18 protein-coding genes are annotated in these 19,284 nt (G+C 62.0%); 10 read left to right on the forward strand and 8 right to left on the reverse strand.

Annotated features, from left to right (window positions below; all coding sequences use genetic code 11):
• The first annotated feature begins 28 nt into the window (after positions 1 to 28).
• The 8 genes from mtnK to NCS02_RS24060 all read left to right on the forward strand — a co-directional run bounded on the left by mtnK (position 29) and on the right by NCS02_RS24060 (position 9,157).
• A complete protein-coding gene (gene mtnK / locus NCS02_RS24025) occupies positions 29 to 1,294 on the forward strand; it encodes an S-methyl-5-thioribose kinase (protein WP_250503534.1) in 1,266 nt (421 codons plus the stop codon).
• Between the two features lie 11 nt (positions 1,295 to 1,305).
• Positions 1,306 to 2,385 carry an S-methyl-5-thioribose-1-phosphate isomerase gene (gene mtnA, locus NCS02_RS24030; RefSeq protein ID WP_175983268.1) on the forward strand — a complete coding sequence of 360 codons (1,080 nt, stop codon included), beginning with the start codon at positions 1,306 to 1,308 and terminating at the stop codon, positions 2,383 to 2,385.
• Complete coding sequence (locus NCS02_RS24035; protein WP_250503535.1) at positions 2,382 to 3,053, forward strand: L-fuculose-phosphate aldolase; 672 nt, start codon at positions 2,382 to 2,384, stop codon at positions 3,051 to 3,053. Before mtnA ends, NCS02_RS24035 begins: the two co-directional genes overlap by 4 nt.
• Before the next feature lie 74 nt (positions 3,054 to 3,127).
• Complete coding sequence (locus NCS02_RS24040) at positions 3,128 to 4,243, forward strand: sugar ABC transporter substrate-binding protein (protein ID WP_008347464.1); 1,116 nt, start codon at positions 3,128 to 3,130, stop codon at positions 4,241 to 4,243.
• 20 nt (positions 4,244 to 4,263) lie between these two features.
• Positions 4,264 to 5,799 carry a sugar ABC transporter ATP-binding protein gene (locus NCS02_RS24045; RefSeq protein WP_175983267.1) on the forward strand — a complete coding sequence of 512 codons (1,536 nt, stop codon included), beginning with the start codon at positions 4,264 to 4,266 and terminating at the stop codon, positions 5,797 to 5,799.
• Complete coding sequence (locus tag NCS02_RS24050) at positions 5,796 to 6,797, forward strand: ABC transporter permease (protein WP_175983266.1); 1,002 nt, start codon at positions 5,796 to 5,798, stop codon at positions 6,795 to 6,797. The genes NCS02_RS24045 and NCS02_RS24050 overlap by 4 nt, the downstream gene beginning before the upstream one ends.
• 710 nt (positions 6,798 to 7,507) lie before the next feature.
• A complete protein-coding gene (locus tag NCS02_RS24055) occupies positions 7,508 to 8,518 on the forward strand; it encodes a dihydroxyacetone kinase subunit DhaK (protein WP_008347470.1) in 1,011 nt (336 codons plus the stop codon).
• A gap of 12 nt (positions 8,519 to 8,530) precedes the next feature.
• A complete protein-coding gene (locus tag NCS02_RS24060; protein ID WP_250503536.1) occupies positions 8,531 to 9,157 on the forward strand; it encodes a DAK2 domain-containing protein in 627 nt (208 codons plus the stop codon).
• A gap of 8 nt (positions 9,158 to 9,165) precedes the next feature.
• Here NCS02_RS24060 and NCS02_RS24065 read toward each other — a convergent pair whose 3' ends face one another.
• Positions 9,166 to 10,053, reverse strand: a complete 888-nt coding sequence (locus NCS02_RS24065; RefSeq protein WP_250503537.1) for a DUF7164 domain-containing protein — start codon at positions 10,051 to 10,053, stop codon at positions 9,166 to 9,168.
• A 230-nt stretch (positions 10,054 to 10,283) separates the two neighbouring features.
• On the opposite strand from NCS02_RS24065, the gene NCS02_RS24070 reads away from it, so the two are divergent.
• Positions 10,284 to 10,727: a hypothetical protein gene (locus tag NCS02_RS24070; protein WP_250503538.1), complete on the forward strand. Its 444-nt coding sequence runs from the start codon at positions 10,284 to 10,286 to the stop codon at positions 10,725 to 10,727.
• Positions 10,728 to 10,906: 179 nt separating this feature from the next.
• Here NCS02_RS24070 and proP read toward each other — a convergent pair whose 3' ends face one another.
• Positions 10,907 to 12,379 (reverse strand): glycine betaine/L-proline transporter ProP, encoded by a 1,473-nt coding sequence (gene proP / locus NCS02_RS24075; RefSeq protein ID WP_175980499.1) that lies wholly within the window; start codon positions 12,377 to 12,379, stop codon positions 10,907 to 10,909.
• Between the two features lie 423 nt (positions 12,380 to 12,802).
• Here proP and NCS02_RS24080 point away from each other — a divergent pair, with 423 nt between their 5' ends.
• Positions 12,803 to 13,063, forward strand: coding sequence for a hypothetical protein (locus NCS02_RS24080; protein WP_175980500.1), 261 nt, complete (start codon positions 12,803 to 12,805; stop codon positions 13,061 to 13,063).
• Between the two features lie 4 nt (positions 13,064 to 13,067).
• Here the strand turns inward: NCS02_RS24080 and NCS02_RS24085 are convergent, their stop codons facing one another.
• From NCS02_RS24085 to NCS02_RS24110, 6 genes are all read right to left on the reverse strand, one after another.
• The gene (locus NCS02_RS24085) at positions 13,068 to 14,675 is read right to left on the reverse strand and encodes an ABC transporter substrate-binding protein (RefSeq protein WP_250503539.1); all 1,608 of its coding nucleotides are present in this window, start codon (positions 14,673 to 14,675) and stop codon (positions 13,068 to 13,070) included.
• 85 nt (positions 14,676 to 14,760) lie between these two features.
• On the reverse strand, positions 14,761 to 16,398 hold the full coding sequence (locus NCS02_RS24090) for an AMP-binding protein (protein ID WP_250458536.1): 1,638 nt from the start codon (positions 16,396 to 16,398) through the stop codon (positions 14,761 to 14,763).
• A gap of 12 nt (positions 16,399 to 16,410) precedes the next feature.
• Positions 16,411 to 16,806, reverse strand: a complete 396-nt coding sequence (locus NCS02_RS24095; protein ID WP_008347482.1) for a RidA family protein — start codon at positions 16,804 to 16,806, stop codon at positions 16,411 to 16,413.
• A complete protein-coding gene (locus NCS02_RS24100; protein WP_008347484.1) occupies positions 16,803 to 17,252 on the reverse strand; it encodes an acyl-CoA thioesterase in 450 nt (149 codons plus the stop codon). Before NCS02_RS24100 ends, NCS02_RS24095 begins: the two co-directional genes overlap by 4 nt.
• Entirely contained in the window at positions 17,249 to 18,430 is a 1,182-nt protein-coding gene (locus NCS02_RS24105) for an acyl-CoA dehydrogenase family protein (protein WP_250503540.1), read from the reverse strand. Before NCS02_RS24105 ends, NCS02_RS24100 begins: the two co-directional genes overlap by 4 nt.
• On the reverse strand, positions 18,431 to 19,282 hold the full coding sequence (locus tag NCS02_RS24110) for an enoyl-CoA hydratase family protein (RefSeq protein ID WP_008347487.1): 852 nt from the start codon (positions 19,280 to 19,282) through the stop codon (positions 18,431 to 18,433). It lies immediately after the preceding gene.
• Positions 19,283 to 19,284: the final 2 nt, after the last annotated feature.

Raw genomic sequence — 19,284 nt, forward strand, 5'->3', positions numbered from 1 at the left:
CGCACGGGCAACATCGGAGGAGACACCGATGGAGTTTGAAGCTTTCACCGCGCAGGAACTCGCTGCCTATCTCGGCGGCGTGCCCGACGTGCGCGCGTTGCTGGGCGAGCCCGACGATCTCGAAGTCGTCGAAGTCGGCGATGGCAATCTGAACTATGTGTACTTCGTGACCAACGCGAAGACGCCGCAGCGCAGTGTCGTCGTCAAGCAGGCGCCGCCGTTCCTGCGGCTCGTCGGCAAGACGTGGCCGCTTTCATGTCAGCGCATGGAGCATGAAGTCGCGGCGTTGCGGCGCTTCGGCGCGCTGTGTCCGCAGCATGTGCCGAAGGTTTATCACGCCGACAGCAAGCGCTTTCTGATGGTGATGCAGCATCTCGCGTCGCATCGCATTCTTCGTCAAGGTCTGATGGATGGCACGACGTATCCGCGTCTCGCGAATCATCTGTCGAGCTATCTCGCGCATACGCTGTTCTACGGCTCAGATCTCTTTCTCGCGCCCGATATCAAGAAGCAGGCCGCGAGCGCCGCGGTCAACTCGGAGCTATGCAAGATCACCGAGGATCTCGTCTTCACGTATCCGTTCGAGGATCATCCGTCGAACATGTATAGCCCCGCCTTGCCGAAGGCCGCGATCGAAAGGTTGCGAACGCACGAGCCTTTGCGCATCGCGGCCGCCGACATGAAGTGGGCGTTCATGAATCACGCCGAGACCTTGCTGCATGGCGATCTGCATACCGGCTCGATCATGGTCAACGAAGACGAAACCTTCGTGATCGATCCGGAGTTCGCGTTCTATGGACCGATGGGCTTCGACGTCGGCGCGCTCATCGCGAATCTGCTGCTCGCATATTTCTCGCGCGACTGGCACGGCCGCATCGACGGACGCGATCCCGTCGCGTATCAGGAATGGCTGCTCGAACAGATGACGCGCATCTGGACCGGCTTCAGCGCGCAGTTTCTCGAACTGTGGCGCGATCACGAGAGCCGCAGCAAGCGGCGCTTCATCGGCGGGCAAGCGGAAAGCCGCGCGCTCAGCGCGTATCGCGCGCATTTCATGCGGCGTTTGCTCGCGGATACGCTGGGCTTCGCGGGCTGCAAGATGATTCGCCGCATCGTCGGCATGGCGAAGGTGGCGGAGATCACGCGCATTCCGGATGCCGAGGCGCGCGCGCGTATCGAAGTGCGTTGCCTGCGTTGCGCGGAAGCGTTGCTCGTTGGACGCGCGACGTTTGGCGATATCGAACAGGTTGCGGTGCTCGCGCGCGAAATTCAACGCGACACCGCGACGATGTGACAGGAGACTTCATGGCTTCGCAGCCCTTGTTCAGCACGCTTCCCCCGACGATCGAATGGCGCGACGGCGATCTGCTGCTGCTCGATCAGACGCGTCTGCCGCATGAGATCGTCGTGGAGAACATCGCCGACGTGAAAGCGGTATGGCGCGCCATCCGCGAGTTGCGCGTGCGCGGGGCGCCGGCTATCGGCGTGGCGGCGGCGTACGGGCTTTGCATCGCGATGCGTGATTCGACGACGCTTCCGGTTGCGCTGTATCGCGCGGAGCTGGAACGTCATGCGAACTGGCTCGAAACGGCGCGGCCTACCGCGGTGAACCTGAGCTGGGGCGTGCGGCGCATGCTGCGTCACGCACGCGATATCGACGCGAAAGATAGCGCGACGCTTCACGCGGCGCTCGTCGAAGAAGCGAAGCGAATCCACGATGAAGATCGCGCGCTGTGCGAAGGCATCGGCGAGCATGGCATGCCGTTGATACGCGAAGGCATCGGCGTGCTCACGCACTGCAATGCGGGCGCGCTCGCGACGACGGGCATCGGCACGGCCACCGCGCCGATCTATGCGGCGCGTCGCGCGGGCCTCGCGTTCAAGGTCTACGCCGATGAAACGCGTCCGCTTCTGCAAGGCGCGCGGCTTACCGCGTTCGAATTGCAGCAGGCGGGCGTCGACGTCACGCTCATCATGGATAGCGCGGCCGCATCGATCATGTCGCAAGGGCTCGTCGATCTCGTGATCGTCGGGACGGATCGCGTCGCGGCGAACGGCGATTTCGCCAACAAGATCGGCACGCTCGGACTTGCCATCGCAGCGAATCACTACGGCATTCCGTTCTATGTCGCGTGTCCTTCATCGACGCTCGATCTGCAAACGGCAAGCGGATCGCGCATCGAAATCGAAGAGCGCGACGCCGAGGAAATCACGCATCTCGCCGGACGACGCATCGCGCCCGATGCGATGCAGGCGCGCAATCCCGCGTTCGACGTGACGCCGCATGCGCTCGTCAGCGGCTTCATCACGGAACGCGGCATCGTGCGCGCGCCGTTCGAGCGCTCGTTGCGCACGCTGTTCGACGCAGAGGGGACCGCCGCATGATCGCGGCCGATGAAAGCGCGTTGCGCCGCGCGATCGTCGATACGTCGCTCGAAATGGAGCGGCTCGGCATCAATCAGGGCACATCGGGCAATGTGAGCGCGCGGTATCGCGATGGCTTTCTTGTCACGCCGAGCGGCGTGTCGGCGCGCGAGCTCGACGAGCAGCAGATCGTGTGGCTGCCGCTCGACGTTACCGACGATGCCGACATTCTTCGCATCGCACGGCCGTCGTCGGAATGGCGCATTCATCGCGACATCCTGCGCGCGCGTGACGATATTCATGCGGTCGTGCATACGCATTCGATCGCCGCGACCGCGCTCGCCATTCATGGCCGCGACATTCCCGCGCTGCATTACATGGTCGCGGCGGCGGGCGGCAAGTCGATACGTTGCGCGTCTTATGCGATCTTCGGCAGCCAGGCATTGTCGGATCACGCGCTTGCCGCGCTCGACGAGCGTCGCGCATGTCTGCTCGCGCATCATGGCGTGATCGCGCTCGGCACCGATCTCTCGCGCGCCGTGTGGCTCGCGCATGAAGTGGAAGTGCTCGCGAAGCAATATCTGCTGGCGTTGCAGATCGGCGCACCGCCTTTGCTTTCCGATCAACAGATGGAAGAAGTGCTGGAGAAGTTCAAGACATACGGCAAGCGCAATACGGAGGATCGCTGATACGCGCGTGACGGGAAGCGATGCCTCATCGCAAGAACAAATCGCATTGAACAACTCGTACAACGGAGACAGTCATGGCCTGGAGCTCGGCAAGATTCGACAGTTGGGGAACGTTCGGCAAATCCACGGGCGCGGCGTTGCTCTGCGCGGCGGCCGCGTTGAGCGGATGCTCGAAGAGCGACAACTCGTCGTCGACAAGCAGCACCAACGCGGCATCGGGCGCGAACGCGGCGGCTAGCGCGCCGGCGAGTGCGCCGGCCGCAACCTCGGCGGGCGGCAAGACGAAGATCGGCTTTTCGATCGCGACTTTGAACAACGCGTTCTTCGTCGGATTGAAGGCGGGCGTGGAGCGCGGCGCGAAGGATCAGGGCTTCGAGCTCGTGCAGACCAACGCGAACGGCGACGCGCAGCAGCAGGTCAACGATGCGATCAATCTGCTGAGTCAGGGCGTGACGGCGCTCGTGCTGAATCCGATCGATTCGAAGGCGATCATTCCCGCTGTCGAGAAAGCCAACTCGATGAACATACCCGTCTTCACGCTCGATCGCGGATCGGATGGCGGCAAGGTCACGTCCTTCGTTGCATCGGATAACGTCGCGTTGGGGCAGACGGGAGCGAAGTGGATCGCCGAGCAACTGAAGAAGCGCTATGGCGAAGAGAAGGGCAACGTGGTCGACCTGATCGGTCTTGTCGGCACGACCGCCGCGACGGATCGCGAAAAGGGCTTCAGCGAAGAGATCGCGAAGTATCCGAACATCAAGGTCGTCGCGCGTCAGGAAGGCGCGTTCGACCAGGAGAAGTCGCTCAACGCGATGACGAGCATCCTGCAGAAGTTCCCGCAGATCGATGCGGTGTTCGGCGCCAACGATGACAACACGGTGGGCGCGGAAAAGGCCATCGACAATGCGGGCCGCTACAAGCCGCTGGGCGACAAGGAGCACATTCTCGTGATCGGCGCGGACGGCACCGCGCAGGCGCTGTCGGCGATTCGCGCGGGCAAGCAGGATGCGACGATCTCGCAGAACCCGATCCAGATGGCGGCGAAGTCGCTGCAGTTCATCGCGGATTACAACGCGAAGAAGGACGTGCCCGCGAACTATGCGTGGCCGACGATGCTCATCGACAAGTCGAACATCGATTCGGACGAAGTGAAGAAGTACGGCCTGTGGTCCGAGGAAGTGAAGCAGTAAGGCCAACCGGAACGCGCGACATGACAGTCGAAACGGCAGCACTCGCGCACACGGCTTCGCACGCGGCGAAGCCGTTGTTGCACATGCAGGGCATCGTCAAGAGCTTCCCCGGCGTGAAGGCGCTGCGTGGCGTGAGCCTGGAGTTGCAGGCGGGTCACGTGATGGCGATCGTCGGCGAGAACGGGGCGGGCAAGTCGTCGCTCGTGAAGGTGTTGTCGGGCGCATATGAACCCGACGAAGGCACGATCGAGATCGACGGCATGCCGCTCGCGCGTGGCACGAATGCGGCAATCGATGCGGGCGTGGCCGTCATTTATCAGGAGCTTTCGCTCATCAACGACATGACGGTCGCGGAAAATCTGTTCCTCGGCCGCATGCCTTCGCGCAACGGCTTCGTGATGATGCGCGAGGCGAACACGATGGCGCGCGAAGCGCTCGCGCGCGTCGGCCTCGACAACGTGCCGCCCTGGATGCGGCTCGGCGATCTGCCGTTGAACAAGCGGCAACTCGTCGAAGTGGCGAAGGCGATTGCACGCGATGCGCGCATCCTCGTGATGGACGAACCGACTGCCGCGCTGCAAAGCCACGACATCGAGAATCTGTATGCGGTCGTGCGCCGCTTGCGCGCGGAAGGCATGGGCATCATCTTCATCTCGCATCATCTGGAGGAGGTGTTCGAGCTTGCGGATTCCGCTGTCGTGATGCGCGATGGCGCGACCGTCGGCGCGCGCCCGATGTCCGCATGGACCGAAGCCGATCTCGTGCAGGCGATGGTCGCGCGCAATCTCGAATCGTTCTATCCGTGGGAGCCGCGCGAGTATGGTCCGGTCGTGCTCGAAGTGCGCAATCTCGCGAGCGCGCCGCTTCTGCGCAATGCGAGCTTCACGGTGCGCGCGGGCGAGATCGTCGGCATTGCGGGCATCGCGGGTGCGGGACGCACCGAGCTGCTGAAGACGATCTTCGGCGCGTTGCCGGTGACGAGCGGCGAGATTCTCGTCAAGGGGAAGAAGGTCAGCAATCATTCGCCGACGCAAGGCGTGCGTCATGGGCTTGTCTATACGTCGGAGGATCGCAAGCTCGAAGGGCTGGTGCTGGAGGCGAATATCGAAGAGAACGTCGCGCTGTCGAGCCTCAAGGCGCTGGCGAGCGGCGGCTTCGTGAGCCGCGTGAAGAAGCGCAGGCTCGCGCAGGAAGCGAGTGCGCGCTTCGGCGTGCGTGCGTCTTCGGTGTTGCAGATCACGGGAACGCTTTCGGGCGGCAATCAGCAGAAGGTGATTCTTGGCCGCGCGACGGCGACGAGTCCGGTCGTCATCATGCTCGATGAACCGACGCGCGGCATCGACGTGGGCGCGAAGTCGGAGATCTACGCGCACATGGTGACGATGGCGCGCGCGGGCGCGGCGGTCGTCATGGTGAGTTCGGAGCTGCCGGAGTTGCTGGGCATGTCGGATCGCGTGCTGGTGATGTATCGCGGCAGCATCGTGACCGAGATCGCGCGCGACAAGGCGGATTCGGAAACGGTCATTCAGTGGGCAACGACAGGAGCAGGCGCATGACCTCCACGGCAGCCGATCGTTCGGATACGGAGGCGCTGTCGCGCCGTGTGATCCGTCAGTTGAGGAGCGGCATCGGACCTTTGTTCGCGGCGCTCGTCATCATCTGTATTGCGTTGTCGATTGCATCGCCCGAGTTTCTTACGACGAGCACGCTGACCAACATCATGGTGCAGGTGTCTGTGGTCGGCATCGCGGCGGTGGGCGGGACGTTCGTCATCATCACGTCCGGCATCGATCTTTCTGTCGGATCGCTCGTTGCGTTGAGCGGGATGGTCGCGGCGACCGTCATGGCGGGGTCGAGTCCGGGCGCGGTCGGATTGGGCGTTGCGGGGTTGTGCGTGGCGCTCGCGGTGGGCGCGTTCGCGGGCGCGCTGAATGGGCTCGTGATTTCGTGGCTGAGGCTCGTGCCGTTCATCGTCACGCTTGCCGCGATGGCCATGGCGCGTGGCCTGACGCTCGCCATTTCCGACGGCCGCACCAAGTTCGATTTTCCTGACGCGTTCACGATGTTCGGTGCGAAGACCGTTGCTGGCTTGCCTATGCCGATGGTCGTGATGCTCGTCGTGTTCGTCGTCGGACATGTGTTGCTGCGCAAGACGACGTTCGGGCATCAGGTGTTCGCCGTCGGCGGGAATCAGGAAGCGGCGCGGCTTGCCGGGATTCCGGTTCGACGTGTGGTGTTCTTCACTTACATGCTTGCCGGTGCGACGGCGGCGATTGCAGGCATCGTGCTCGCCGGGCGGTTGAATTCCGCTTTGCCTTCGGCGGCTAATGGGCTGGAGTTGCAGGTTATCGCGGCTATTGTGATTGGGGGGACTTCGCTGGCGGGCGGGCGTGGGTCCATCGTCGGGACTTTTATCGGTGTCGTGCTGATTGGGGTCATCAATGTTGGGCTCTCTCTTCTTGGGGTGAATCCGTTCTGGACGCAGTTCATTCAAGGCGGTGTCATCTTTGCTGCGGTCTTGCTCGATGCGCTTAGTCAGCGGAGGAAGGTTTGATGGTTTCTGCTTTTTATCGCCGGATCCCGCTGTCGTGTCGGTCTATTAGCGTTGCCCCTGTGCGGGGCGGCAGTCACTTTCTTTGCTGCTGCAAAGAAAGTAACCAAAGAAAGCAGCTCGTCACCGCCCGCGGTCACACGCAATTTGGGTAGTTCTCTCGTCCACGGCGGCACTCGCCTAAAGAGTGCCCTCATAAGCCCCATCCGGCTTGGCTCGCGCACGGTCCGCCGCCCAATAACTTCGAGCGCGCCGGTTCAGCACGAAACAGCTCCGGCACAGCGCTACGCGCTGCCGCCGGGTATGCAAGGGAAACCAAAGGGCGGCGATTGCAGTGAGATGGAGACGTTAGCAGAGAAGCACATGCACTCCCGATTGACCGGTCGGCCGCGAAGCGGGCCGGAGCTATTTGGTGCTGAACCCGTTTGGCGTGTGGTGCGATGAGACGGACCGTGCACGAGCCAAGTCCGATGGGGCCTATGAGGGCACTCGTTAGGCAGCCCACGAAGGACGAGAGGACTACCCAAATTGCGTGTGACCGCGGGCGTATCGGAAGCTGCTTTCTTTGCTTACTTTCTTTGCAGCAGCAAAGAAAGTGAGTGCCGCCCCGCACAGGGGCAGTGCTAATAGACCGACACGAAATCAGGCTTCCACACAAACGCAAGCGAACAGAACAGAACCGAACCGAACCGAAACAAGGAGCAAACAAAGAGATGAAGAAGATCATCAACAACCCTGAAGCCTTCGTCGATGAAATCATCGAATCCCTGCTGATAGCGCATCCAAAATGGATCAAACCCGCGACAGAAGACAAACGCGCACTCGTCCGCGCTGACGCCCCGACGCAAGGCCGCGTAGGCATCGTCACCGGCGGTGGCTCGGGCCACATGCCCGGCTTCCTCGGCTACGTAGGCGAGGGCCTATGCGCCGGCGTGGCAGTAGGCAACGTCTTCTCATCGCCATCATCGGAACAGATATTCGAAGCGACGAAAGCAGTCAACGGCGATGCAGGCGTGCTCTACGTCTACGGCAACTACGGCGGCGACGTGCTCAACTTCGATCTCGCCGCGGACCTCGCGGAAGCCGAAGGCATCGACATCAAAACGGTCGTGCTGACCGACGATGTCGCCTCCGCACCGAAAGACCGCGCCGCCGACCGACGCGGCGTCGCCGGCATGGTCTTCGCATTCAAATGCGCTGGCGCCGCAGCAGAACGCGGCGATTCGCTCGACGACGTCGCGCGCATCTGCGCCAAGGCCAACGCGAATTGCCGCACGATGGGCGTCGGCCTCTCGCCGACCATCCTGCCCGCCGCAGGCAAACCGACGTTCACGCTGCCCGAAGGCGAGATGGAAATCGGCATCGGCATACACGGCGAACCCGGCACGCATCGCGGCAAGCTCGAATCCGCCGATGCCATCGCCGAGCGCATCACGAAGCAGATCGTCGGCGATCTCGCCGCGCCGAAAGGCTCGCGCGTCGCGTTGCTCGTCAACGGCCTCGGCGCGACGCCGCTCGAAGAGCTCTATCTGCTGTACCGGCATTCGGCGAAACTCATCGCCGATGAAGGGCTGAAAATCGCGCGCTCGTATGTCGGCGAATACGTGACGAGTCTCGAGATGGCGGGCGCATCGATCACGATCATGCTGCTCGACGACGAACTCGAGGCGCTGCTCGAAGCGCCCGCGCGTTCGCCGTTCTTCCGCGACGGCACCGAATCCTGAAAGGAGCGTGCAATGAGTGTGACGAGCAAGGAACTGCGGGACATCCTCACGCGCGCGCTGAACGCGCTTCCCGCACACGCCGATGAACTGCGCGATCTCGACGCGGCGCTCGGCGATGGCGATCTCGGCATCACGGTGCAGGCGGGATCGACGGCAGTCGTGAAAGCGTTGAACGCATTGCCCGACGAGGCGTCGTTGAACGACATCATGCTGGCCGCGGCCAAGGCATTCTCGACGGCGAATCCGTCGACGTTCGCGGCGCTCGTCGGCGGCGGATTGATTGCAGCGGCGAAGACGGTGAAGGACAAGGACGCGATCGGCCGCGACGATGCGCTTGCGATCGGTCAGGCGGTGGCGGCGCGCATCATCGAACGCGGCAAGAGTCAGGTCGGCGACAAGACCGTGCTCGATGCGCTCGTGCCGAGTCTCGATGTGCTGGCCGCATCGCAAGGCAGCGCGACGGACACACTCGATGCCATGGTCGCCAAGGCACGCGAGCAGGTCAGCGCGACTGCCACGATGCAGTCGAAGAAGGGCCGCGCGGCATGGGTGCAGGAGCGCAGCATCGGGCACGCGGATCCCGGTGCGACGGCTTATGTCAGGTTTCTAGAGGCGTTGAGAGATGCGGTCGGGGGATGAATGCCGCCCTAGCGTGATAACGTTCGTGCCGCGGCCTTAACTTCGTCTAATGTAGCCGCGGCGAGCCAATGACAATAGCCACCCAAGGTTGTTCGATCAATGTGCCCCAGTTCGATCGTTCCATATTTTCCCGCTCGAAAGTCGTGCTTCGACCAATAACTGTCCGTGTGCCACGCGTGAATGTGCAGGACATCGCTTGCAATTTTTCGATCTCCCGAGGTGAAGTGATCAAGTAAGCCAAGCGAACAGCGTTGCGGATACGTGAGGCGCAGGGCAAGTTCGCCAGCGTACATGGTCAAAACCTGCTTGCTCCAGCCCGGCCACTCGCCCGTAAAGTCGGCGAACTCTTCTTGCAGAAGACGTTCGCAATTTTCCATCTGAGAAGCCAAAAAGTTCAGCACCATTTCCGTAGGGCCGAGAACCGACGCGCCCACGTTGTGCGTGCCGTTATGCGGGAACCCCCATCGCTCACTGCATTCGGCTAGTTTTCGACGGACCGACTCCGCATAAGCATATGCGCCGAATCCGAGGCAAAGACCTGATGGCTCAAACTCGACTAACGCAGAAGTCACAAACGTGTCGCAATCTGTTTTGAGGATGTATTCGTACTCACGACAGAGGTCGAATACAGCGGGGCTGACTAGATTTGCTACCGAATTGATGAACTTATAGTCCGACCACGTGGCATGCTCGTCCGCGAAGGGTAGCGCCGTGATGTATCGAATTCGATCGTTTGAAGGAAGTTTCTTCAGGGCGTCAGGGTGGCAGACGGCGATGAGATCACACGTCGCAGTTGCACCCGAGAAGATCAAGCTTTTGTACAGCCACGAGAATTCCTCGAGCATTGTGGCAGCATTGTCTACGTAGACGAGTATGCCGGTGCGGTGGTTTTTCACGTATTTCCCCTGCCATAAATATTACGGATGCCGAAGTGTACCATTCGTGATCTGACCGCCGCATGAAAGCTTGACATCGATCATTCTTGTTTCGTTACTCTTCTCCTTTTGTAAAAAACTCATTCGCAACAATCGACGCCGTGCGAATCGATATCTAAGCTTACTCGCGTCTGTCGTCTTGTTGAGGCGGACGCTCAATATGCACATCTAGATACAAAAGGATAATAACCATGTCTTGCATTTTCTTTGTCGGTCTGCGCGACGATGAAATGGTTGAGTATGATTCGACTTTCAACGTTTGGAACGGTCGTTGGGGCCTCAACAACCAAGGCGGTGACCCAGTCACGATCGACGCAAACGATGGTGCTATCGCCATAAAGACAAAGGGTTTGTACCGCGTCTCCGGCCTGATCACTGGAATCGCGGCTCCATCGACAGGCGATAACGACCTGGTTCGCGCGTATATCAACCTCCCGCCGGATCAATTGGAGCGAGATCCAAGCTATCCGGATCCTTATTACTTCGGATCGCAAACGAAGAACGTCGGCGGAAGAACGACGCTGCCTTTCTCGGGTCATCTCGTCTTGACGACCTGGCCCAAGTTCACGTTCTACGTCAGCAAGAACTTCAGATCGCTTTCGACGAACCTTTTGTTCGAATACGTTCAGCAATGATTGCATGAACCTGACGCGTCCTATACGAATGTTTCATCGAAAGACAGCCGTTAGGATTGCAATGATTCATTGACCGCGCTGAAACCCCCCGCCCCCAAGGCATCATATGGGGGGCTTCACGTCTCTACCGGCGCGCTCCAATCAGGTGAAAACGGGCTGCGTCCTCGCGGCCAACGCCTTCACGCTCGCTTCCTCTGCACCACGACCTCACGCTCGCGCTTGCCCGCCGGCACCACCTTCAACTTCTTGCGCGTAAGAGCGAGCGCTTCGGCCTTCGTTGCGACGCACGGCCCTGAGCCGAGCAAAGGCTGACGCGCCGTCTCGCGCAACGCGAGCACGGACACCACGCCAATCACGGATGCCGCCATCAGGTAATACGCGGGCATCATCAGATTGCCGGTCGCATCGACGAGCCACGCCGTGACGAGCGGCGTCGTGCCGCCGAAGAGCGACACGGATACGTTGAAACCGATGGCGAGCGCGCCATAACGAATGCGCGTCGGAAAGAGCGCGGGCAGCGATGAAGGCATCACGCCGGTGAAGGTCGATAGCAGCGCGCCGAGTATCAGCAAGCCGAGAAACACCGGAAGCATCGCGCCCGTTTGAACGAGCAGCAACGCGGGAATCGACAGCGCGAAAAGCCCGATGCAGCCGATCATCATCACCGGCTTGCGGCCGATGAGATCGGAGAGATGGCCCGCGAAGAGCGTCATCGGGATCATCAGCATCATCACGAGCAACACGAGAAACAGGCCGTGCGTTTCATCGAAGTGCAGCGTCGCCGAAAGAAAGCTCGGCAGATACGACAGCGCCATATAGTCGGTAACGTTGAAGATCAGCACGAGGCCGACGCATTGCATCATCGGCTTGAATTGCCGCGACAGCAGTTCGGCCAACGATTGTTTCGGTCGCGACCGTTCATGCGCCTCGCGCGTCTCGGCTTCCTTCTTGAACGCGGGCGTCTCTTCGAGCTTCATGCGGATATACAAGCCGACCAGCCCGAGCGGACCCGCGATCATGAACGGCACGCGCCATCCCCATGAAAGCAGCGCGTCGTGCGGGAGCAGGGCGGTCAGCAACGCAACCGTGCCCGCGCCGAGGATATAGCCCGCGAGCGTGCCGACCTCCAGAAAGCTGCCATAGAAGCCGCGCCGCGCATCGGTCGAGAACTCAGCGATGAACGTCGCCGCGCCGCCGTATTCGCCGCCCGTCGAGAAGCCTTGCACGAGACGCGCGACGAGCAGGAGAACGGGCGCGAGAATGCCGATCGAGTGATAGCTCGGAATCAGGCCGATGCAGAACGTGCCGACGGCCATCATGATCATCGTCATTGCGAGCACGCGCTGGCGGCCGATCCTGTCGCCGAGCGGCCCGAAGACCATCCCGCCGACAGGACGCACGAGAAACGCAGCGGCGAACGTGCCGAAGGTCGCGATCAACTGCGCGGACGGACTGCTCGACGGAAAAAATACTTTCCCCAGCACGACGGCGATATAGCTATACACGCCAAAGTCGAACCATTCCATGGCGTTGCCGAGCGCCATCGCGCCGACGGCACGTTTCAGCAAGGCATGGTCGACTACCGTGATATCGCCCAGCGTGAGATGCGGCGACGTTTTGCTTCGGGCGTTGCGCTCGTGCGAGAGGCTCAATTGTCTCACTCCTGATTTCGCGGCGAACGCGAGGGACTGCGTTGCGTTCGCGCGGAAGGCCGCCGATGGGGCGCGGGGCCCTCGGCACGATGAATGATCAGAGTGTGCGGGTCGCGGCGCGTGCATGCCTTCGCTCACGCGTCCTTGAATCGGCAGAAAACGACACTCGCATCATTGCAATGTCGGATTGCATCGCACACGCGACGCGCAAGCGTTGGCCTCGGTCCGACAGGAGCGCCTTGACGCGATCATCGCTCAACGCGCCAATCCCTTTACGCGCAACGCTCACAGCGATTCAGCGCGTCATTGGCACGAGCCATGCGTTTGATGAAGCGGGCGCGATGCCGCCGGCACGATGATTTCATTCCGGGAACCGTGTCGACGGATCGCGCCTCTTTTTATCGACGGATTCACGGGGTTGCCATGAAAGCGGAGACCATCGCCGTTCTTCTCGCCGCGAGCGCGGCGTCGTCGGCCGTGCCTGCGTTCGCGCACGATTGCGGCGCGGCGAACATGCAGTGCGAAAGCGCGGTGAAGCATGTATCGCACAAGGAGAACAGCGCGCGGGCGGTTCACGGGATGCGCGCGAAGAGCACCGGACACGAAATGCCCGACGCTGCCAAGACGCCGCCAATCGAACACGAGCAGCACGACAGCATCGATGCGTGGTATCGCGGTGGCTGATCGCTCAATCGAACGTGATGCCGTCGAAACGATGTCCGCCGAGCGGGCTGATCAGATAGCCATGCACGCGTTTCGATATCGGCTGGAAGATGTTGGCGTGCGCGAGCGGCGTGTACGGCACCTGATCCTTGAACACCACTTGCGCTTCTTCATAGAGCTTCGTGCGCGCGTTCTGATCGGTGACGAGACGCGCTTTCGCGAGCAGATCGTCGAACTGCCTGTTGCACCACTTCGCCATGTTGCTGCCGTGAACCGCGTCGCAACCGAGCGTCGTGCCGAGCCAGTTGTCGGGATCGCCGTTGTCGCCGAGCCAGCCGTAAAGAATCGCGTCGTGCTCGCCGTTCGTCTTCGCGCGCTTGTTGTACTCGGCCCATTCGTAAGTGACGATGTTCGCCTTCACGCCGATCTTCGCCCAGTCCGATTGAATCAGTTGCGCCATCAGACGCGCGTTCGGGTTATAGCCGCGCTGCACCGGCATCGCCCATAGCGTGATCGTGAAGCCGTTTGGAAAGCCCGCTTCCTTCAGCAGTTCCTTCGCCTTCGCGGGGTCGCGCGGTGCGTCCTTCAGCGCCTTGTTATACGACCATTGCGACGGCGGCATCGGATTCGTCGCGATGGTCGCTGCGCCTTCGTAGACCGTCTTGATGATCGCCTGCTTGTCGATCGCCATGTCGAGCGCGCGGCGCACGTTCACGTTATCGAGCGGCTTGTGCGTCGTGTTGTAGCCCACATACGCGACGTTGAAGCCGACGCCCGACAGCACCGTGAGCTTCGGATCCTGCCTCGCTGCGGCAATGTCGGCGGGACGCGGAAACGACGTCACCTGGCATTCTCCGCTCGATAGCTTCTGCTGACGCACGGCGGCATCGGGCGTGATCGAGAAAACCAGCTTGTCGATATGCACGTCCTTGCGGTTCCAGTAAGTCGGATTGGCGTCGTAGCGGATCGTCGCGTCCTTCTGATAGTCGCGGAACACGAACGCGCCCGTGCCCACTGGCTTCTGATTGAGGTCTTCCGGCTTGCCCTGCTTCAGCAGTTGCGTGGCATATTCCGCCGATACGATCGATGCGAACTCCATCGCGATGTTGCGCACGAACACGACATCAGGCGTCTTCAACGTGAAGCGCACGGTGTAGTCGTCGAGCTTGTCGACGGATGCAATGTTCTTGTCGTAGCCGAGATCGGTCAGATACGGGAAGCTGACGGGATTCGCCTTCTGAAACGGCTCGTTCGGATCGATCATGCGCTTGAACGTGAATACGACATCGTCCGCGTCGAAGTCGCGCGTCGGCTTGAACCAGGCGGTCGACTGAAACTTCACGCCGCGCCGAAGATGAAACGTGAAGGTCTTCGCATCCGCGGACTCATCCCACTTCTCGGCGAGACCCGGCACGAGATCGAGCGTGCCGCGCTTGAATTCGACGAGCTGATCGTAGACCGCATGCGCGCCCGCATCGAAGTCGGTGCTCGTCGTGTATTGCGCGGAATCGAAACCGGCGGGGCTGCCTTCGGAACAGAACACGAGCGTCTTGTTCGCCGCCGATGCGGCTTGCGACGTCAATGCGAATGCGGCAAAGAGGGAAACGGCAAGGAGTCGATGCGTCAGAACCATTTTTCTTGTTTGCTCGGAAGAGTGGGCAAGCCGCCTCGCGGCGGGCGTGAGCCATACTCTACCAAGCAAACGTTTTTCGAGCTTGCTACATCGAGCGCAACGCGAAGCGCTTGAGCTTGCCCGTCTCGGTGCGCGGCAACGCCGTTAGAAACGTCACGATGCGCGGATACTTGTAAGGCGCGACAGTGCGCTTGACGAACGCCTGCAATTCAGCGATGAGCGCATCGTCGCCGGTGAAACCGGGATTGAGCACGACGAACGCCTTTACCACTTGCCCGCGCGTTTCATCGGGCACGCCGATCACGCCGCATTCCGCCACCGCTTCATGCTGCATCAGCACGCTTTCCACTTCCGGCCCGGAGATGTTGTAGCCCGCCGATACGATCATGTCGTCGGCGCGCGCCTGATAGAACACGTAACCGTCATCATCGATCACGACGGAATCGCCGGGCAAGTTCCAGCCGTCGCGCACGAATTTCGACTGACGTTCATCGGCGAGATAGCGGCAACCCGTCGGGCCGCGCACCGCGAGCTTGCCGATGGTTCCGGGCGGCACCGGCTGCATCGCATCGTCGACGGCCTGCACGATATAGCCCGGCACCGCGCGTCCGATCGCGTGCTCGCGCACGTCCGCACCCGCCGACGAAACGAAGATATGAATCATCTCCGTGCCGCCGATGCCGTCGATCATTTCGATGCCGCTCGCTTCGCGCCATGACGCGCGCGTGGAATCGGGCAACGCTTCGCCCGCCGACACGGTCTTCTTCAGGCTCGACACATCGAAGCCTTCGATGAGCGGCGCCATCTGCCGATAGAACGTCGGCGCAGTGAACATGATCGTCGCGCGAAAGCGCTGCACGGTTTGCAGGAGCGTTTCGGGCGTGAGCTTTTCGAGCAGGATCGTCGACGCGCCCACGCGCAATGGAAAGCACAGCAGGCCGCCGAGGCCGAACGTGAACGCGAGCGGCGGCGTGCCGCAGAACACATCGTCGGCCGTGGGCTTCAGGATGTGTCGCGGGAACAGATCGCACATCGCAAGGACGTCGCGATGAAAGTGCATGCAGCCTTTCGGCGCGCCGGTCGTGCCGCTCGTGAATGCGATGAGGCACACGTCGTCGGCGGCGGTGTCGCAGGCATCGAAATGATCGGGCTTGCTTCGAGCCAGCGATTCGAGCGACGCGGGTGCATCGTCGTGAAACGTCAGCACTTGCGCGAGCGCTTCGCAATGGAAGTCGTCGCCTTTCGTCGTGCAGCGCTGCAGTTCTTCCATGAGACGCACATCGCATAGCGCCGCCGATATCCGCGCCTTCTCGATGATCTGCTTCAGTTCTTTCGCGCGCAGCAGCGGCATCGTCGGCACGACGACGAGACCGGCCTTCAGCGCCGCGAAGAACGCGACGGCCATCTGCAACGTATTCGGCCCGCGCAACAACACGCGATTGCCCGGACGCAAACCCATTTCATCGACGAGCACATGCGCGCTGCGATTCACGAGCGTGCGCAACTCGCGATACGTCGTTGCGTGCGGCTCGCCGTTCGCATCGGACCAGATTGCCGTGCGATCGCCATGTCCGCTTTCGATCGCGCGATCCAGCAATTCGGTCGCGCAATTCACGCGCGCCGGATAAGCGACGTCCGCATTGTCGAGCATGAGCACCGGCCATTGTTCCTGCGGCGGCAGATGATCGCGCGCGAAAGTATCGATGTGTGCCGAGCGTTCCATCGTGTCCTCCGCTTAGTCGGGGATAACAGCCGTGGCTTCGATCTCCACCAGCGCATCGTCTTCGATGAGCGCGACGACTTGCACCGCACTCATCGCGATGTCGTAATCGCCGATCAGCTCGCGGAATGCCGCGCCGATTTCCTTCGCCGCCGCGAGATACGCGCGCTTGTCGGTCACGTACCACGTCATGCGAACGAGATGCTCCGGCTTGCCGCCCGCTTCGCGCAGCACGGCCACGATATTGCGCAGCGCCTGCGCGGCCTGAGCGCCGAATGCGTTGCTGACGAAGCGCGCCTCTTCGTCCCAGCCGATCTGCCCCGCGATGAACACCTGCGTGCCGCGCACCGCGACGCCGTTCGCGTAACCGCGCGGCTTGATCCAGTCCGAAGGCTGAAGGGTCTTTTTCATGAGCGTGATTCCTCTTGAAGTGCGCGGCTCGTGCCCGGCGCGAACCGTTCGATCGCGAGGGCGATGTCGCCGGGAATGGCGATCGAGCGGCCATCGTCGAGCGATGTCGTCACGAGGACCTGCTTCGCGCGAAAGCGCACTTCGCCGTCGCAATGACAGACGATGTCGATGCGGATCGAGCGCTGTCCGACGGAATCGACCGCGAGCGACAGCGTCACCGTTTCGCCCATGCGGCTCGGTCGCGAGAACTCGCAATTGAGCTTGACGATGGGAAGTCCGACGCGGCGCCGCGAGATCATGTGCGCGTAGTCGATGCCGAGCGCATCGTCGAACCAGTCTTCGACGAGCATGTTCGTCATCACCAGGTATTGCGGAAAGTACACGATGCCCGCCGGATCGCAGTGCGCGAAGCGGATTCGCATCGGCATGTCGAAGCGTTGTGTCATCGTTGATGTGCTCCGTGCGCCTTGAGCAAGTCGCGTCCGACGATCAACTGCTGCACTTCCGTCGCGCCTTCATAGATGCGCAGCGCGCGTATCTCGCGATACAGCGATTCGACCGCCGTACCGCTCTTCACGCCGAGGCCGCCCCACAACTGCACGGCTGCATCGATGACCTGTTGCGCGCCTTCGCTCGCGTGCCATTTCGCCATCGCGGCTTCGCGCGTCACGCTCTCGCCCTGATCGCGCAGCCACGCGGCGCGATACACGAGCAGCGCGCTCGTGTCGATGGTCAACGCCATCTGCGCGAGCTTCGCCTGCGTGAGCTGAAAGTCGCCGAGCGTCTGGCCGAACATCTTGCGCGATGCGGCGCGTTCGAGCCCTTCCTGCATCGCGTGACGCGCGAAGCCGAGCGATGCCGCCGCCACCGACGTGCGGAAGATATCGAGCGTGCGCATCGCGATCTTGAAGCCTTCGCCCGCGGCGCCCAGCATCTGACTGCGCGGCACGCGCGCGTTCTCGAAGTGCAGGCGCGCGAGCGGATGCGGCGCGATCACGTCGATGCGTTCGGCGATCTGCAAGCCGGGCGTATCCGCATCGACGATGAACGCGCTGATGCCGCGCGAGCCCGGCGCTTCGCCTGTGCGCGCGAACACGACATGGAAGTCCGCGATGCCGCCGTTCGATATCCACGTCTTGTCGCCGTTCAGCACGTAGGCGTCGCCATGGGCGCGCGCATCGAGCGACATCGCCGCGACATCCGATCCCGCTTCCGGTTCCGACAACGCGAACGCCGCCAATGCAGTGCCGTTCGCGACGCGCGGCAAATAGCGCTCTTTCTGCGCATCGCTGCCGGCGAGCGATATGGCGCCCGAGCCGAGCCCTTGCATCGCGAAGGCGAAGTCCGCGAGGCTGTCGTGTTTCGCGAGCGTTTCGCGCAGCAGGCACACGGCGCGCGTGTCGATCGTATCGTTCGATGCGCCGTATCGGGTGCCGCCGATGCAGTGCCTGAGCCATCCCGCATCGCCGAGCATGCGCACGAGGCGCTTGCAGGCCGCGTCGGTATCGGCGTGATCGACATGCTTCAGATGCTCGTTCGCCCATGCATCGGCATCGCGTGCGAGTTCGCGATGTCTCTCATCGAAGAAGGGCCATGCGAGCGCGCTGTGTGGATCGGCGTTCATTCAGTCTCCTTCGAACACGGGACGCGTCTTCCCCGCGAACGCGCGATAGGCGCGCTCGAAATCGCGCGTGCTCATGCAGATGGCTTGCGCCTGCGCTTCCGATTCGATCGCTTCGTCGATGCTCATGCTCCATTCCTGATGCAGCATCTTCTTCGTGATGCCGTGCGCGAAGGTCGGCCCGGCGACGAGTTCGGACGCGAGCTTCGCGGCTTCGTCGAGCAAGGTTTCGGGTGCGCAAAGGCGGTTGTAGAAGCCCCAGTGATAGCCTTCTTCGCCGCTTGCCGAGCGGCCCGTGAAGAGCAATTCGGCAGCGCGTCCCTGACCGATGATGCGCGGCAGAATCGAACACGCGCCCATGTCGCAGCCCGCGAGACCGACGCGCGCAAAGAGAAATGCGAGCTTGCTGCGCGCGGTGCCGAGACGCATGTCGGACGCCATCGCGAGGATCGCGCCCGCGCCCGCGCAGACGCCATCGACGGCGGCTATGATCGGCTGCGGGCAATGACGCATCGCCTTGACGAGATCGCCCGTCATGCGTGTGAAGAGCAATAGCTCGGGCATCGGTAGATCGATCAGCGGTGCGATGATTTCATGCACGTCGCCGCCGGAGCAGAAGTTGTCGCCCGCGCCGTGGATCACGACGGCTTTCACATCGGTCGCATAGGCGAGTTGCCGAAACAGATCGCGCAACTCCGCATACGATCCGAACGTCAGCGGGTTCTTGCGTTCGGGCCGGTTCAGCATGATCGTCGCGACATCGTTCGTGACGGACCATCCGAAGTGCGTCGCGCGATAGTCCGCGAGCGTTACGCGATTGCCGGCGAGAAGCGCATCGGCGCTCGATGAGCTCATCT

It is taken from the genome of Caballeronia sp. NCF2 (genome assembly GCF_023631205.1).
GTDB classification, from domain to species: domain Bacteria; phylum Pseudomonadota; class Gammaproteobacteria; order Burkholderiales; family Burkholderiaceae; genus Caballeronia; species Caballeronia zhejiangensis.

Coding starts and splice junctions, on each gene's coding strand:
- NCS02_RS24095 (WP_008347482.1), bottom strand. CDS start 16,806: ATGAAAAAGACCCTTCAGCCTTCGGACTGGATCAAGCCGCGCGGTTAC.
- NCS02_RS24040 (WP_008347464.1), top strand. CDS start 3,128: ATGGCCTGGAGCTCGGCAAGATTCGACAGTTGGGGAACGTTCGGCAAA.
- NCS02_RS24080 (WP_175980500.1), top strand. CDS start 12,803: ATGAAAGCGGAGACCATCGCCGTTCTTCTCGCCGCGAGCGCGGCGTCG.
- NCS02_RS24050 (WP_175983266.1), top strand. CDS start 5,796: ATGACCTCCACGGCAGCCGATCGTTCGGATACGGAGGCGCTGTCGCGC.
- NCS02_RS24110 (WP_008347487.1), bottom strand. CDS start 19,282: ATGAGCTCATCGAGCGCCGATGCGCTTCTCGCCGGCAATCGCGTAACG.
- NCS02_RS24085 (WP_250503539.1), bottom strand. CDS start 14,675: ATGGTTCTGACGCATCGACTCCTTGCCGTTTCCCTCTTTGCCGCATTC.
- NCS02_RS24060 (WP_250503536.1), top strand. CDS start 8,531: ATGAGTGTGACGAGCAAGGAACTGCGGGACATCCTCACGCGCGCGCTG.
- mtnA (WP_175983268.1), top strand. CDS start 1,306: ATGGCTTCGCAGCCCTTGTTCAGCACGCTTCCCCCGACGATCGAATGG.
- NCS02_RS24070 (WP_250503538.1), top strand. CDS start 10,284: ATGTCTTGCATTTTCTTTGTCGGTCTGCGCGACGATGAAATGGTTGAG.
- NCS02_RS24100 (WP_008347484.1), bottom strand. CDS start 17,252: ATGACACAACGCTTCGACATGCCGATGCGAATCCGCTTCGCGCACTGC.
- NCS02_RS24035 (WP_250503535.1), top strand. CDS start 2,382: ATGATCGCGGCCGATGAAAGCGCGTTGCGCCGCGCGATCGTCGATACG.
- NCS02_RS24055 (WP_008347470.1), top strand. CDS start 7,508: ATGAAGAAGATCATCAACAACCCTGAAGCCTTCGTCGATGAAATCATC.
- mtnK (WP_250503534.1), top strand. CDS start 29: ATGGAGTTTGAAGCTTTCACCGCGCAGGAACTCGCTGCCTATCTCGGC.
- NCS02_RS24105 (WP_250503540.1), bottom strand. CDS start 18,430: ATGAACGCCGATCCACACAGCGCGCTCGCATGGCCCTTCTTCGATGAG.
- NCS02_RS24045 (WP_175983267.1), top strand. CDS start 4,264: ATGACAGTCGAAACGGCAGCACTCGCGCACACGGCTTCGCACGCGGCG.
- NCS02_RS24090 (WP_250458536.1), bottom strand. CDS start 16,398: ATGGAACGCTCGGCACACATCGATACTTTCGCGCGCGATCATCTGCCG.